The organism is Luteimonas vadosa, assembly GCF_039543545.1.
In the GTDB taxonomy this organism is placed as follows: Bacteria; Pseudomonadota; Gammaproteobacteria; order Xanthomonadales; family Xanthomonadaceae; genus Luteimonas; species Luteimonas vadosa.
Map to the genome: position 1 here is coordinate 246,863 of NZ_BAABJY010000002.1, position 14,716 is coordinate 261,578.

Consider the following 14,716-nt stretch of genomic DNA (forward strand, 5'->3'; position numbering starts at 1 on the left):
CTAGCGTCCTGACTGGCCGCAACTTGCGGCCTCCCGCCCCATCCACTTCTGGAGTCGATCATGCGCGCAGCCCCCATCCCGGCCACCATCCTGTGGCTGGCCTGCCTGGCCCAAGCCGCGTGCACGCACGCGCCGCGCGCGGAAGTCGCCGCCGAAGCCGCGCAGGTCCCGGCCCCGACGCCACGCCTCGCGGTGGTGGTCGTCGTCGACCAGATGCGCGCCGACTACCTCACGCGCTATCGCCCCTATTTCACCGGCGGGTTCCAGCGGCTGTTGTCGGAAGGGCGCGACTTCCCGGACGCGTGGGTCGACCACGCCTATACCAACTCCCTGCCGGGGCACACCACGGTCCTGACGGGTGCCTATCCGCGCCGCCACGGCATCGTCGACAACATCTGGCGCGAGATCGGGCCGGCGGGCGTGGAACTGAAGTCGGCGTTCTCGGTAGTCGACCGACGCGACGGTGCGCCGTATGCACTCGATGCGGCCACCTTGCCCGAATGGGTCGTGGCGCAGGACCCGCGGGCGAAGTTCGCGGCGATCGGCTCCAACGATGCGCCGCGCGTGTATGCCGGTCAGCTGCGCGGCCCGGTGTTCTGGTATGCCCGCGACGGGCGGCCCTACATCACCAACGACAACTACGCGCCCGCAGTGCCGGACTGGGTGGTCGCGTTCAACGACGGCCGGGTGCGCGAGCTGGCCGGCACCGACTGGCGCTCGTCGATCCCGGCCGCCCTGGCCGCGCAGCTGCGGCCCGACGATTCGGCGTTCGAGAACGGCGACGGCCAGCGCGCCTTCCCCTACCTGGCGCCGGCGGATGCATCCAAGCGCCTGGCCTGGCTGACGGGGACGCCGGCGGCGGACCAGGCCACGCTCGAACTGGCCGCGCTCGCGACCGAGCGGCTGGAACTCGGCGCGGACGACATCCCCGACGTGCTGGCGATCTCGCTCAATTCGCTCGACGAGATCGGCCACGCCTACGGACCTTTCAGCCACGAGCAGACCGACGCGGTGTTGAAGCTGGACGTGGCGCTGGGACGGTTCATGGCGCGGCTGGACGAACTGGTCGGCGCGGGGCAGTGGGTCATGGCGCTCACCGCCGACCACGGCGTCAACACCACGCCGGAACAGCGACGCCTGGATGGCTCCGACGAAGGCGTGCGCGTCAGCCAGGAGACGGCGCGCGAACTGGCCGAGGCCGCGTATGCGGCGGCGGAGGGCATCGAGGATCCCGTGGCGCGGGCGGCGGCGGCGGCGCGCAGGATCGAACGGTTTCCCTTCATCGAGCGCGCCTACACCGAGCAGGAGGTCAGTGCGTTCGTCCCCGATCCCCGCACCCGCGAAGGCCTGCTGGCGCTGTCCTACCGGCCCGGGCGGATCCCCGAGCATCCTCTCTACATCCGCGACCTCGCCGTGGCGGCGCTGGGCGTGTACGTGTTGCCCAAGCAAGCGGTGATGATGGACTGGGGCACGGCCATCCATGGCTCGCCCTACGAGTACGACCGCCGCGTGCCCCTGGTGGTGTATGGCGCCTCGGTGGCACCCGGCACCAGCGCGCAGCGGGCGGCGACGGTCGACGTCGCGCCGACCCTCGCCGGCCTGATCGGCGTGCGGCCGCGCGATGCGGTCGACGGCAGGGACCTGCTCGAGGCGGACCCGGGCCCCTGAGCAGCCGCGACGCGTGGAGACGGCCGGGGCGCGGGAGGCATCGCGCAGCTGGCCATTCGCGTTCTGCGGCGTGTGCCAGACTCCCGTCGTCTTCCAAACGGGGCACGCCATGAAGTGCTGGGCCGCCGGTCTCGCCACGCTGCTGGTGGCCTGCACGACTGCACCCGCGGTCGTCCCTGTCGCCACGTCTGCGGTAGAAGTCGCGGCTGCATGCAAGCGGGAAGCCGTCGGGAGCGTCCTGGCTGACCGCCTGGCCGCGTTCCAGGCCACGAATCCCGCGCCCGGCTTCAGCGCGGCCGCCATCGTGCCCGGGCTCGGTGCGGAGCCGGTCGAGCGCGCGATCGGCCTGGCCGATCCCGACACGGTGCGCGCATTGCAACCTGCGGACCGCATGCTGGCCGGAAGCGTTGGAAAGACCTTCTATGCGGCGGCGGCCCTGAAGCTGACCGAGCAGGGCCGGCTGTCGCTGGACGCGCCGATCGCGCGCTACCTGCCGGGGCGGATCCCCAACGACGAGGCGGTGACGGTGCGGATGCTGTTGTCGCATCGCAGCGGGTATCCGCCTTACGACGGCGACTTCATGCAGGCGCTGATCGCCGAGCCCTTGCGCGTGCGGACCTTCGACGACTGGGCCGGGCCGGTACGGCGCGCCGACGCGCTGGGCGTGCCGGGTGCGGCGTTCGGGTACAGCGACATCAACTACGTGCTGCTGGCGCAGGTGATCACGGGGGCGGCAGGCGAACCGGCGGAGGCGGTGATCGACCGCGCGTTCCTGCAGCCATTGCGGTTGGCGCGCACGGTCGCGGCCGGCCAGCCGCGCATCGACGGATTGGTGCCGGGCTACGAGGGCGCGCGCCCCTTGTTCGGCGCGGACCGCGTGCTCGACAACGGCGCGTTGCGTTTCAATCCGCAGTTCGAGTCCGGGGGCGGCGGATATGCATCGACGGCCGGCGACATGGCGCGCTGGGTGCATGCGCTGCAGGCCGGGCGTGCATTGTCACCGGCGTCGTGGACGCTGATGTCGACGCCGACCGGCGGCAAGTCCGCGTCGCAGCAGTACGGCCTCGGCATCCACGTCGACCAGACACGGGCCGGGCTGGCTTACGGCCATAGTGGCTACATCCCCGGCTACCTGTCCTTCGTTCGCCATTACGCGGATTCGGGGATCACCCTGGCGTTGCAGACCAACGCCAGCGACGAGGCACGGCTGCCGGACGACCCCTTCCATCTGGTGGATGCCATCGCGGGGACCCTGGCGGTCGCCTGCGCAGCGCCCGCGGGCTGATCCGGATCACGGGCGGCCGGCGCACGTCGCATGACGGCGCGCGGGCTGGGTTCAGCGCCGACGCGCTCGCGCCATGCCCGGACCGAGGACGACGACCTTGCCGACGTGCCGGCCCGTGGCCAGGTGGGCGAAGGCGTCCGCCGCGTGCTCGAAGGCGAACACCCGGTCGATGGCCGGGCGCAGCCGGGCGAGGGCGACGAAGTCGCAGAGGCGTTCGGCCATCGCCCGGCTGCCCACCAGGACGCCGGCGAGGCGCTTGCCGACCAGGGCGAAGGCATCCACGGCGACATCGAAGCCGCCGGCCACGCCGCCGACCAGGGCGATGGTGCCGCCCAGGCGCGTGGCGGCGATCGAACGCGCGATGGTCCCGCTGCCGCCGGTCTCGACCACCAGGTCCACGCCCCGGCCTTCGTGATGGCGGCGCACCGCGTCGTCCCACGCCGGGACCTGCCTGTAGTGGACGGTGGCGTCGGCCCCCAGCGACCGGGCGCGTGCCAGCTTGGCGTCGTCCGAGGACACCAGGGTGACGTGCGCCCCGGCGGCCTTGGCCAGTTGCAGTGCCCAGATGGCCACGCCGCCGGTGCCCAGCACCAGCACGCGCTGGCCGGCGCGCAGGCCGCCGGTTTCGAACAGCGCATGCCAGGCGGTGAGCGCGGCGCAGGGCAGGGTGGCGGCCTCTTCGGGGCACAGGTGCGGGGGTACGGCGACCAGGGCTTGGGCGGGGACGACCAGTTCGCCCTGCAGCACGCCGTCGATGTTGCCGCCCAGCGCTTGCGCGACGTTGGGGGGCTGGGGCGCTCCGTCGATCCAGTCGGGGAAGAACATCGGCATGACCCGGTCGCCGATCCGGAAGCGGGTGACGGCGTCCCCGACCTCGACCACCTCGCCGGCGGCATCGGAGCAGGGCACGCGGAAGTCGCCCGTCCCCATCCTGCCGTCGGCGACCAGCAGGTCGCGATGGTTCAGGGCCACGGCCTCGACGCGCACGCGGACCGAATGCGCGTCGAGCCGGCGTGGCGAGCCCTCGCCCAGGGCGAGGGAGGCGATGCCGCCGCCCCGCCGGACGCGCCAGGCGGGCAAGGGCGCACCGATCGCGCTCATGCCGCGGCCCGCAACAGCCCTTCGGCCTGCAGGGCGGCCTGCACGGCCGGTCGGGCGGCGATCCGCTGCAGGTAGGCAGTGATCGCGGGGTAGCCCGCCATGTCGATCCTGAGCACCGCCGTCCAGCTGAGGATGGCGAAGGCATACGCATCGGCCGCGCTGAAGTCCTTGCCCAGCAGGTAATCCTGCCGGTCGAGATGCGACTCCAGGTCGTCGAAGCGCAGGCGCAACTTGCGCGTCGCCGCGACCACGGTCGAGCGCGCGGTCTCGGGGTGCCAGAGCGGCACGAAGCCCTTGTGCAGCTCGGTGGCGATGAAGGTCAGCCACTGGTGGAAGCGGACCCGCTGCATCGTGCCAGCCGGCGGCGCCAGGCCGGAGGCCGGACGCAGGTCCGCCAGGTAGGGAACCACCGCCGCGGTCTCGGTCAACAACGCATGGTCGTCGAGTTCCAGGGCCGGCACGTAGCCCCGCGGATTGATGTCGTAATAGTCGCTGCCGTCCGCCAGGCGGTGGGTCGTCAGGTCGACCTTGACCAGGTCGAGCGGGATGCCGGCCTCCCTGGCCACGATGTGGGGGGCGAGCGAGCAGGCGCCGGGGGCGAAATAAAGCTTCATCGTCTGGTTCTCCGGAATGAGGGTCAGCGGGACTCGGGACGCACGGCGTACTTGCCGTCGCCGAGGATCAGGTGCAGGACGGACGCGAACACGAGGAACAGGGGGTACTCCCAGCCGCCGTCGGGGTTGCTGAAGACCCAGCCCTTGCCGGCGTGGAACCAGAGCGCCCCCAGCAGGATGGGCAACAGCGCCAGCGACGCCCGGCGGCCGTGCAGGCCGAGCAGGATCAGGGTGCCGCCGAGGGTTTCGGCGAGGATCAGGGGCAGTGCGAGCGCGGAGGGCAGGCCGATCGAGGCCAGCCAGGCCGCTGAGCCAGCGATGCCGTAGGTCATCAGCTTCAGGACCAGGCCGTGCGCCAGCCACATCAGCCCCAGCATCAGGCGCAGCAGCAGGGTGGCGGCGTTGCGGGGCTCGGGCAGGTGCCAGTGGGGAAGAACGTCGGGGGTCAGCATGGGTGCAGTCCTCGTTGGCGAGGTCTGCACTCTAGGATCGGCTGATCTGCAGCGGAAGTTGGAATTCGAGCATAATCGATATGCGAATCTGCAAAGGGGTGCCAACCATGGCCAAGCCGATCCACTGGGACGACCTCCAGTACTTCCTGGCGGTCTGCGAGCACGGCTCGCTCGGCGCGGCGGCGCGGGCGCTCGGCGTGAACCATTCCACGGTGCTGCGGCGCATCGGCAGCCTGGAGGCCACGTTGGGCGTCCGCCTGTTCGACCGGCTGCCGGCCGGGTACACCCTCACCGCCCAGGGCCACGCGCTGGCCTCGGAGATGTCCGGTGTCCCCGAGCAGGTCGACGCGGCGCAACGGCGCGTGGTCGGCGGCGACCTGGAACTCAAGGGCAGCATCCGCCTGACGGCGCCCGACGTCGTGATGCAGAGCATGTTGTTGCCGGCGCTGGCGCGGTTCCGGCGCATGCATCCGCAGCTGGAACTGGAGCTGGTGGTCAACAGTTCGCTGCTCAACCTGACGCGGCGCGAGGCCGATGTCGCGGTGCGCGGATCCAACGAACCGCCACCGACCCTGGTCGGGCGGCGCGTAGGCAAGGTCCGCGTGGGCCTGTATGCGTCCCGCGATTACCTGGACTCGCTGGGCCCGTCGCCGTCGGAGGCCGACTACCAGTGGGTCTGCCTGGACGAAACCTACGCCCACATGGCGTCGGCGAAATGGGTGCGCGAGCATGTCCCCCCGGAGCGCATCGCCTTGAAGGTGAACCACTTGCCGACGCTCGCCGACGCGGTGGCAGCCGGGCTGGGCGTGGGCTGGTTGCTGTGCCCCCTGGGTGAAACGCGCAAGGACCTGGTCTGCCTGCGCGAACCGCTCCCGGAAATGGACACGCAGGTCTGGGTGCTGACCCACCGGGACCTGCGCCGGGTCGCGAGGATCCGGGCACTGACCGACCTGCTGTACGAACACCTGAGCCAGGATCCCCGGCTGGTGCATGCCTGACCAAGGGCACGCAGGCAGACAAGGCGCGGATCGCTGGCGGTTGCGAGCAGGTTGCCGTGCACGCGTGGTGGCCCGCTCCGGTTTCCTTGTCCGCGCGTCGGCTCAACCCCCGTCGCCTGGCTTGCGATCCAGCGGGTGGAATCTACGCCTGCGGGCCAGAAAAGCGTGGGGAGCAATCCCTGCAAGTCACCGCACGTACCGCATCGCCACGTCGCAGCGTTCATAGCGCGCGCCGTATTGCGCCATGATCCCGGCGTCATGCCGGAAGCCGTGCTTCTCGTAGAGGTGGATGGCGGCGGCGCATTTCGAATTGGTCAGCAGGTACAGCGGATCGGCGCCCAGCGACCTGGCGCGCTCGATCACCGCGGCCAGGAGGCATTCGCCGGCTTTCCTGCCGCGGGCCGTTTCGCGCACGCCCATCTTGGTCAGCTCGTAGCTGGTGGGGCCGGTCTTCTGCAGGGCGCAGGTGCCGACGATGCCCAGCCCTTCGGCCTCGACGAACAGGATCCGCCCGCCCGGGTCGATGATGCGCGCGCGCGGTTGCTCCAGGACGTCGCGGTCGGTGTCCTCGAGCCGGAACATCGCGTTGATCCACTCGACATTGATGTCGTGGAAATGCGCGGCGAGGTCGTCGCGGAATTCGTGGATGGCGAGGCCGTGGGTCACGGGGCACCAGGGTGCAGGGCGGGTGTGGAACATGATCGCGCCTGCGCGACGGATTGTCTCGACCGCGTCAACCACGGCGGCGCACGTGTGCTGCACGGCTGCCTTGCCGCGTGGCGAGTGCGCGAAAAAAGACGCGCGTCCCGTTCACGCCGCCTGCCCGCCGCCCCTGTGATCATGGGCAACACCTTCCCATAATGGTGTTGCCGATGACTTCGATCCCACGCGCTCCCCTCGCTCAGGCGTTGGCCTGTCTCCTGCTTCCCGCCGCGCTCGCGTTCGCAAGCGGGCCGGCCGACGCGCAGTCCTCGGGTGCGTCCGGCGCCAAGGCGCAAGAAGACGAGGGCAGTGCGGCCAGGGCAGATGCCGCGGGCAGCACCGCGGCCCAGGATGCCTCCGGATCCGCGAGCTCCGCCGAGGGCGAAGACGATGCTGCAACGTCGGACAGCGACGCATCGGGCGGGAGTGCGTCGGGCACCGAGGCATCGAACGCCAACGCGAACCGCAATGCTGGCGCGGATGCCAATGGCAACAGCAACAGCAACAGCAACGCAAGCAAGGACGCCTCAGCCTCCACCGACCTCGGCGAGGTCGGCGACACCCTGCGCGCGCAAATCCTCCTGGAGCGCGCGCACTTTTCGCCGGGCGTGATCGACGGCCTGATGGGCGGCAACACGCGCCGCGCGCTGCAGGCGTACCAGTCGGCGAAAGGCCTGCCGGTCACCGGCGAGGTGGATTCGGAAACGCTGTCCTCGCTGGGCGGCGCGGACGCCGCGGTGCTCACGCGCCACACGCTGACCGCCGACGACGTGGCCGGGCCGTTCGCCGACACGCCCGAAGGTCCGGAGGCGATGAGCCAGGCCGAGGCGCTGCCGTTCGAATCGGTCGAGGAAAAGGTCGCCGAACGCTTCCACGTCACGCCGGGCTGGCTGCGCGAGCGCAACCCGGACGTCGAGCTGGTGGCCGGGTCGACGATCGTCGTGCCGAAGCTCGACGGCGCCACGGACCTGCCCAAGCCCGCGCGCGTGGTCGTGGATGAGTCCGACAAATCGCTGCTGCTCGAGGACGAGTCGGGCAAGGTGATCGCGCACTTCCCGGTCACCACGGGCAGTGCGCAGTTCCCGCTGCCCATCGGCGAATGGAAGGTGCTTGGCGTCGCCACCGACCCGGTGTGGCACTTCGATCCCGAGCTGATCGCCGGCACCGACGCGGATGCGAAGGAGGCGGAGATCCCGCCCGGCCCGAACAATCCCGTCGGCGTGGTCTGGATCGACCTGAGCAAGGAGCACTACGGCATCCACGGCACGCCCGAGCCGACCAAGATCGGCAAGACCGCGTCCAATGGCTGCATCCGCATGACCAACTGGAGCGCCATGGCGCTGGCCAAGGTCGTGGGGCCCGGCACGCCGGTGGTCATGCGCCACTGACGCCCGGCACCGCCGGCAACGCACCCCGCGACGCATGGGGATGCGTCATGCGATGCTCCGATCCGGTCGAAGGCCGGATGACGCATGCGCTACGTCGGACGCTTGCAGCAGTGGAATGACGACAAGGGCTATGGGTTCGTGGTCCCGCACGAGGGCGGGGCCCGGGCCTTCGTGCATGTCCGGTCGTTCGAGGTCCCGGGACGGCGGCCAGCCGATGGCGACCTGGTGTCCTACGAGGCGCGTGCCGATGCCAAGGGCCGGTTGGCGGCCACGCGTGTGCGATTCGCCGGCCAACGCGTCCCGACGCGGGCCAGGGGTCCGGATCGCGCTCGGCGGCGCGCCGCCAGGCTGCCACGCGCCGGCATCGGGCTGGCCATGCTGGCAACGACCACCTCGGCGATGTTGCTCGGCGTGTTGCCTACGGCCTTGGGGCTCGCCTGGCTGGGAATGAGTGCCGTGTCCTTCTTCGCCTATGGCCTGGACAAGGCCGCGGCCGGGCGCCGGGGCGTGTCGCGTATCCCGGAGGCGACCCTGCACCTGATGGACCTGCTGGGCGGTTGGCCCGGTGCGCTGGTGGCCCAACAACTGGCGCGGCACAAGACGGTGAAGGCGTCGTTCCAGGCCGTGTTCTGGCTCACGGTCGCGGCCAACCTGGGGCTAGCCGCGTGGGCTTGGCATGGCGGTATGGCGGAGGCGATCTCGCGCGGACTGGCCGGCTGAGGCGGCAGCGCCGCCGCCTGCCTGCCAGGGGCTCCCTGCAGACCGGATCCCACCGGCTCAAGTCGGGTGGAATGCAGCCAAAGCCCGGCGGACGTCGCCGGGCCCTGTGAACCCACGCGGTGGCCAGCCGGCCACCAAGCGCACAGCCACGGCGGGCATGGGCTGCGCGCAGCTGGATCGTCCTGCCGGCCCCGCGACTGACTCAGGCCAGCATCCGCACCTTCTTCTCCCGCTCCCACTGCCGCGTCTTCGCCGCGGCGATGAAGCCCTTGGAATCGTCGGCACCGACCACGCCGGCGTCCTTGCCGATGCCGGCGGCCTTGAGCACGGCCTGGGCGCCGGCGTCGGCGGCGATCGCCTTGAGATGGCCATAGGCGTCGCGGACCCAGTCGACGGCCGCGGCTTCCTTCGCCAGCATCTTGCCGGCCTCGTCGGACAGCACGAGCGCGACCGCATCGAACAGCACCGAAGGCGTACCCGCGAGCTGGCCGTCGGCCGGCAGCTGCTTGCCGTCGTCGAGCTTCGCGCCGCCCAGCTTGGGGGCGACGATCTTGACCATCGCGCCGGCGGCTTCGGCGGCCTTGCGCAGCGTCTTGACGGCGGCGGCATCGGAGCCGTCGTGGACCAGGATGCCGACGCTGCGGCCGTGCAAGGTGTCCTTCATCTTGCCGATGATCTGCAGCGCCGGCGACTTCGGCCGATCCTCGGTGGGCACGGCAGCCGCCGGGGCGGGCGGCAGTTTGGTCATGCCGAGGCCGTCGGCGACGCGCCGGGCGAAGTCCTCGTCGATGTGGCGCATGTGGCCGACGATGGCTTCGCGGACGTGCGCGGTCTCGACCTTGGACAGCTCGAACACCAGCGCCGAGGCCATGTGCGCCTGCTCGGGCGCGGTCTGGCTGCGATAGAACTGCCGCGCCTGGCTGTAGTGGTCGGCGAAGCTCTCGGGGCGGATGCGGCCCTTGGCGGCGTCGTCGCCGTCCTGCGCCGCGACCCGCTCGGCGAAGCTGCGGAAGCCGGCGGGCGTGGCGCGCGCCGAGGTCGGGTCCAGCGAGCTCGGCTCGTAGTTCACCCGGCCCTTGGGCACCTGCATCTGCATCTGGCCATCGCGCTGCTGGTTGGCGAACGGGCACTTGGGCGCGTTGATCGGCAGCTGGTGGAAGTTGGGCGTGCCGAGCCGCGACAGCTGGGTATCGAGGTAGGAGAACAGGCGCCCGGCGAGCAGCGGGTCGTTGCTGAAATCGATGCCCGGCACCAGGTGCGAGGGGCAGAACGCGACCTGCTCGGTCTCGGCGAAGAAGTTGTCCGGCCAGCGGTCGAGCACCATCGTGCCGATCACCGTCAGCGGCACCAGCTCCTCGGGGATGAGCTTGGTGGCATCGAGGTGGTCGAACGGGAAGGCGTCGGCTTCCTCCTGCGTGAACAGCTGCACCGCCAGCTCCCACTCCGGGAAGGCGCCGGCCTGGATGGACTCGAACAGGTCGCGACGGTGGAAGTCGTTGTCGGCGCACTGCAGCTTGACCGCCTCGTCCCACACGGTGGACTGCAGGCCCAGTTTTGGCCGCCAATGGAACTTGACGAAGGTGCTCTCGCCCTTGGCATTGATGAGGCGGAAGCTGTGGATGCCGAAGCCCTCCATCATCCGCAGCGAGCGCGGCAGCGTGCGGTCGCTCATCGCCCACATCACCATGTGCATCGCTTCCGGGGTCAGCGAGATGAAGTCCCAGAAGGTGTCGTGCGCGGTGCCGGCCTGCGGGTAGCCGCGGTCGGGCTCCATCTTCACCGCGTGCACCAGGTCCGGGAACTTCATCGCATCCTGGATGAAGAACACCGGGATGTTGTTGCCGACCAGGTCCCAGTTGCCTTCCCTGGTGTAGAGCTTGACCGCGAAGCCGCGCACGTCGCGCGGGGTGTCAACCGAGCCGGCGCCACCGGCCACGGTGGAGAAGCGGGTGAACACCGGGGTCTTTTCGCCGACCTCGGTGAGGACCTTCGCTGTGGTGTACTGCTTCAGCGACTTCGTCAGCTGGAAATAGCCGTGCGCCGCGGAGCCGCGGGCATGGACGATGCGCTCGGGGATGCGCTCGTGGTCGAAGTGGGTGATCTTCTCGCGGAGGATGAAGTCCTCCAGCAAGGTCGGCCCGCGTGGCGTGGCCTTCAGGGAATTCTGGTTGTCCGACAGCGGCACGCCCTGGTTGGTGGTCAGGGTGGCATGGCGGCCTTCCACCATTTGCTGGACTTCGTCGCCGTTGCCTCGCTGGCCGTCCGGACCGCTGCTGCGGCGTGCGCTGGGCTTGGACGTTGAGGAGGACTTGCCGGGACGGGCGGATGGCTGGGCTTTGGTCGGCTTCTTCGCCATGACGGATTTCCTGGGGGCTGGGGAGACGCCAAAGGTGCCGTCCCCCGCGTGACGTTCGTGCCACGGACGCTCGGGGCAAGACGGAACCAGCGGTCGGCGCCAGGTCTATTCCCGGCCGGATGCGATGTCTCGCAGCAGGGCCTGCAGCTGGCCGATGTCCACCGGCTTGGCCAGGTGGTGGTCGAAGCCGGCTTCGGTGCTGCGGGCGATGTCGTGGGTGTCGCTCCAGCCGGTGACCGCGACCAGCACGGGGTTGCCGTAGCGTGCTTCGCCACGGATGCGGCGGGCGACGGTGTAGCCGTCCATCTCGGGCATGCCGATGTCGAGCAGGATCACGTCGGGCTCGAATGCCTCGGTCGCGGCCAGCGCCTCGGCGCCGCCATGGGCGACGCGGGGCACCAGGCCCAGGCTCTGCAGCACCAGGCCCAGGGTCTGCGCGGCATCGACGTTGTCGTCCACGGCGAGCACCCGCAAGCCCCGGGTGCCTGGCGGGGTGGGGATCGGCTCCTGTGCGGATTCCGACGGGGGGTCTGCCTCGGCACCGCTGGCCAATGGCAGCCGCACGGTGAACGTGGCGCCCTGGTCCTCGCCGTCGCTGGCGGCTTCCACGCGGCCGCCGTGCAGCTCGACCAGGGTCCGCACCAGTGCCAGTCCGATCCCGAGCCCTTCGGTAAAGCCATTGGCCGACTCGCGCGGGCCCTGTGCGAACAGGTCGAACACCCGGGGGAGGAGGTCCGGGGCGATGCCGGCGCCGTCGTCGCGGATCTCCACCACCGCCTCATTGCGTTCTCGACGCATGGTCACGGCGATGTGGCCGTTCTCGCTGCCGAACTTGGCCGCGTTGTTGAGCAGGTTGCCGAAGACCTGGGCGATGCGCACGGCGTCGAGGTGGACGGGCAAGGGCTCGTCCGGCCAGTCCACGTCCAGCGAGAGGCCGCCGGCCTCGATGCCGGGCATGGCGATCTCGATGGCCGAGCGCAAGGCGTCGCGCAGGTCGCCGGGCCCCCGGTGCAGCATGATCCTGCCGCGCGACAGGCGCGAGGCCTCGAGCAGGTCGTCGACCAGGCGCACCATGTGGTCCACCTGGCGCCGCATCACGCCCCGCAGCTGCTGCCGGCGCGCGGGGTCGCTGTCGTCGGCGTCGAGCACGTGCAGCGCGTTGCGGATCGGTGCCAACGGATTGCGCAGTTCGTGCGCGAGCATGGCGAGGAACTCGTCCTTCTGTTGCACCGCCCGCACCTGCTGGTCGCGCGCCGCCTCCAGCTGCTGCATCTGCTCCTGGACCTCGTACTGCCGGCGGCGGGCGCGCAGGGCGGCGTCGACCGTGCTGACCAGGGCGGCGACGTGGAGCGGCCGTTCCAGGAGCGTCACGTTGCGCAGCAGGGCGAGTGCGTCGCCGACTTCCAGCGAGTCCGATCCACCACGCGTCAGCAGGAGCACCGGCAGGTCCGACCAGCGGGGTTGCGACTGCAGCGCCCCGGCCAGGGCGGTGTGCCCGCCGTGGGCGCCGAGGCATTCCTCGGAGACCAGCACCGCGCCGGCACCCCGCTCGACCTCGGCCATGAGCTGCGCGGCGGCCGGGCAGGCGCGCGCGCTGATGCCGCTGCGTGCCAGCAGTTCACGGGTCAGGTCGGCGTCGCGGGCGGTGGCCAGCAACAGGACGACCTGGTGGCGCGGATCCGGCGGGGCGGTGGAGGTCACTGCGCCGCCGGGTTGGGCGCCTGGGGATCTGCATGGATCCCCGCACCCGGGGCGCAGCCGTCTTCCTGGGGTACGCCGGTGAGGACGCCACGGAACTGCCGCAGGGGTTCGCCGATGTCCAGGCCCTGATCGGTGATGCGCAGCTCGCGGATGGTGCGCTCGTGGGCCCCGGTGCGGCGCTTGAGCACCGAGATCGCCTGGCGCACTTCGCCGCGGGCCTCGAAGTAGCGGAACAGGATGACGGTGTCGGCCAGGTAGCTGATGTCCAGCGTGGTGGACATCTGGCCGATGAGGCCTTGCTGCGCATTGATCAGGATGGTGACCACGCCGAGCTGGCCGAGATAGGAAAGTAGCTCGTGCAACTGGATCATCACGAAATGCTCTTCCGGCATCGCATTGAAGTAGCCGCTGAGGCTGTCGATCACCACGATGCTCGCCTTGTCGCGCTCCACCGCGTTGCGGATCGCCTCGATGAATTCGCCGGGGGAGAGTTCGGCGGGATCGATGGGCTGCACGGCGACCATGCCGGACTCGATGCAGCCGTCGATGTCCAGGCCCATGCCACGCGAGCGGGTGACCAGGGCGCGGGGACTCTCGTCGAACAGGAACATCGCCGAGCGCTCGCCGCGTTGGGCCGCAGCCACGACGTAGTGCGCCGCAAGCGACGATTTCCCGGTGCCCGCCGCGCCGACCAGCAGGGTGCTGGTGCCGCGGTCCAGGCCCCCGCCGAGCAGCGTGTCCAGAGGCGCCAGGCCGCTGCTCATCGGGACGTTTTCGCCATCGCGGCGGAAGTGCGCGGCGATCAGGCGCGGGAAGACCCGAACGCCGCCGGTCTCGATGATGTAGTCGTGGTTGCCGCTGCGGAACGCACGACCGCGGAACTTGGTCACGCGCAGCCGGCGGCGGTCGCCGCCGTACTCGGGACGCATCTGGTCGAGTTCGAGCGAGCCGTGGACGATGGTGTGCACCGGCAGGCCGTGTTCCACGCCCTGGCGGTCGTCGAGCATGAGCACGGTGGTGCCGCGGCCGGAGAAATACTGCTTGAGCGCCATCACCTGGCGGCGGAACCGCAACATGCTGCCGGCGAGCAGGCGGATCTCAGCCAGCGAGTCGAACACCACGCGCCGGGGCTGCAGCCGCTCGACCTCCTGCAGGATGCGGCCGGTGGTCTGGGCCAGCTCGACCTCGGAGGGATGGAACATCGTGTACTGGGATTGCGGGTCGAGCTGGTCGCCGGCGGGCAGCAGTTCGTGGATGTGGATGCCGTCCAGCGTCCAGCCGTGGGCCTGCGCGGCCTCGCGCAGTTCCGCTTCGGTTTCCGAGAGGGTCACGTACAGGACGGTCTCGCCCTTGGCCACGCCGTCGAGCAGGAACTGCATCGCCATCGTGGTCTTGCCCGACCCGGGGATGCCTTCGATCAGGTACAGGCGGTTGGCGGTGTAACCGCCGTTGAGGACGGTATCGAGGCCCGGAACGCCGCTGCTGATGGTCTCGGGGGCGATGGCGGCTGGGCGGTCGTGCTGGTCGGACATTTGCGTCTTGCCCCATGGGCGTCGCCGGAGCCCGGCACCACCGGCGATGTGACCACACCGTTGGTCATGATCGCGTTCACGCCGTGACGACGTGGCCCCGATGGAACCGGGGTCGGGAGCGGTGACTTTGCGGCGGGACCGGGATGACGTTCTCCGCGATCCGCAGGGCTCGCCGTCCGGCGCTGACATGCCGTTGGTG

The 14,716-nt window shown here is 70.5% G+C and carries 11 protein-coding genes and 1 pseudogene; 5 read left to right on the plus strand and 7 right to left on the minus strand.

The features are described from left to right. Nucleotides 1-60: 60 nt before the first annotated feature. Both ABD970_RS07000 and ABD970_RS07005 read left to right on the plus strand, forming a co-directional pair. Complete coding sequence (locus tag ABD970_RS07000; protein WP_345294796.1) at nucleotides 61-1,668, plus strand: alkaline phosphatase family protein; 1,608 nt, start codon at nucleotides 61-63, stop codon at nucleotides 1,666-1,668. A 109-nt stretch (nucleotides 1,669-1,777) separates the two neighbouring features. Then, nucleotides 1,778-2,953 (plus strand): serine hydrolase domain-containing protein, encoded by a 1,176-nt coding sequence (locus ABD970_RS07005; RefSeq protein ID WP_345294797.1) that lies wholly within the window; start codon nucleotides 1,778-1,780, stop codon nucleotides 2,951-2,953. Between the two features lie 51 nt (nucleotides 2,954-3,004). Here ABD970_RS07005 and ABD970_RS07010 read toward each other — a convergent pair whose 3' ends face one another. The 3 genes from ABD970_RS07010 to ABD970_RS07020 are packed head-to-tail and all read right to left on the minus strand — an operon-like array spanning nucleotide 3,005 to nucleotide 5,120. After that, the gene (locus tag ABD970_RS07010; RefSeq protein ID WP_345294798.1) at nucleotides 3,005-4,054 is read right to left on the minus strand and encodes a zinc-dependent alcohol dehydrogenase family protein; all 1,050 of its coding nucleotides are present in this window, start codon (nucleotides 4,052-4,054) and stop codon (nucleotides 3,005-3,007) included. Beyond that, nucleotides 4,051-4,668 (minus strand): glutathione transferase GstA, encoded by a 618-nt coding sequence (gene gstA / locus ABD970_RS07015; RefSeq protein ID WP_345294799.1) that lies wholly within the window; start codon nucleotides 4,666-4,668, stop codon nucleotides 4,051-4,053. Before gstA ends, ABD970_RS07010 begins: the two co-directional genes overlap by 4 nt. A gap of 23 nt (nucleotides 4,669-4,691) precedes the next feature. Then, nucleotides 4,692-5,120, minus strand: a complete 429-nt coding sequence (locus ABD970_RS07020; protein ID WP_345294800.1) for a DoxX family membrane protein — start codon at nucleotides 5,118-5,120, stop codon at nucleotides 4,692-4,694. 107 nt (nucleotides 5,121-5,227) lie between these two features. Between ABD970_RS07020 and ABD970_RS07025 the strand changes: the two genes are divergently transcribed. Then, nucleotides 5,228-6,118 (plus strand): LysR family transcriptional regulator, encoded by an 891-nt coding sequence (locus ABD970_RS07025; protein WP_345294801.1) that lies wholly within the window; start codon nucleotides 5,228-5,230, stop codon nucleotides 6,116-6,118. 186 nt (nucleotides 6,119-6,304) lie between these two features. Here ABD970_RS07025 and ABD970_RS07030 read toward each other — a convergent pair whose 3' ends face one another. After that, complete coding sequence (locus ABD970_RS07030) at nucleotides 6,305-6,817, minus strand: GNAT family N-acetyltransferase (RefSeq protein ID WP_345294802.1); 513 nt, start codon at nucleotides 6,815-6,817, stop codon at nucleotides 6,305-6,307. A 173-nt stretch (nucleotides 6,818-6,990) separates the two neighbouring features. Here ABD970_RS07030 and ABD970_RS07035 point away from each other — a divergent pair, with 173 nt between their 5' ends. Continuing rightward, a complete protein-coding gene (locus ABD970_RS07035) occupies nucleotides 6,991-8,208 on the plus strand; it encodes a L,D-transpeptidase family protein (protein ID WP_345294803.1) in 1,218 nt (405 codons plus the stop codon). A gap of 84 nt (nucleotides 8,209-8,292) precedes the next feature. Further along, a complete protein-coding gene (locus ABD970_RS07040) occupies nucleotides 8,293-8,928 on the plus strand; it encodes a DUF1294 domain-containing protein (protein ID WP_345294804.1) in 636 nt (211 codons plus the stop codon). A 202-nt stretch (nucleotides 8,929-9,130) separates the two neighbouring features. Here the strand turns inward: ABD970_RS07040 and ABD970_RS07045 are convergent. The 3 genes and pseudogenes from ABD970_RS07045 to ABD970_RS07055 form a co-directional block, all read right to left on the minus strand. Next, a pseudogene (locus tag ABD970_RS07045) lies at nucleotides 9,131-11,185 on the minus strand (catalase); the annotation flags it as partial. Between the two features lie 204 nt (nucleotides 11,186-11,389). Then, entirely contained in the window at nucleotides 11,390-12,985 is a 1,596-nt protein-coding gene (locus ABD970_RS07050) for an ATP-binding response regulator (RefSeq protein ID WP_345294805.1), read from the minus strand. Next, on the minus strand, nucleotides 12,982-14,517 hold the full coding sequence (locus tag ABD970_RS07055) for an ATPase domain-containing protein (protein WP_345294806.1): 1,536 nt from the start codon (nucleotides 14,515-14,517) through the stop codon (nucleotides 12,982-12,984). Before ABD970_RS07055 ends, ABD970_RS07050 begins: the two co-directional genes overlap by 4 nt. Nucleotides 14,518-14,716: the final 199 nt, after the last annotated feature.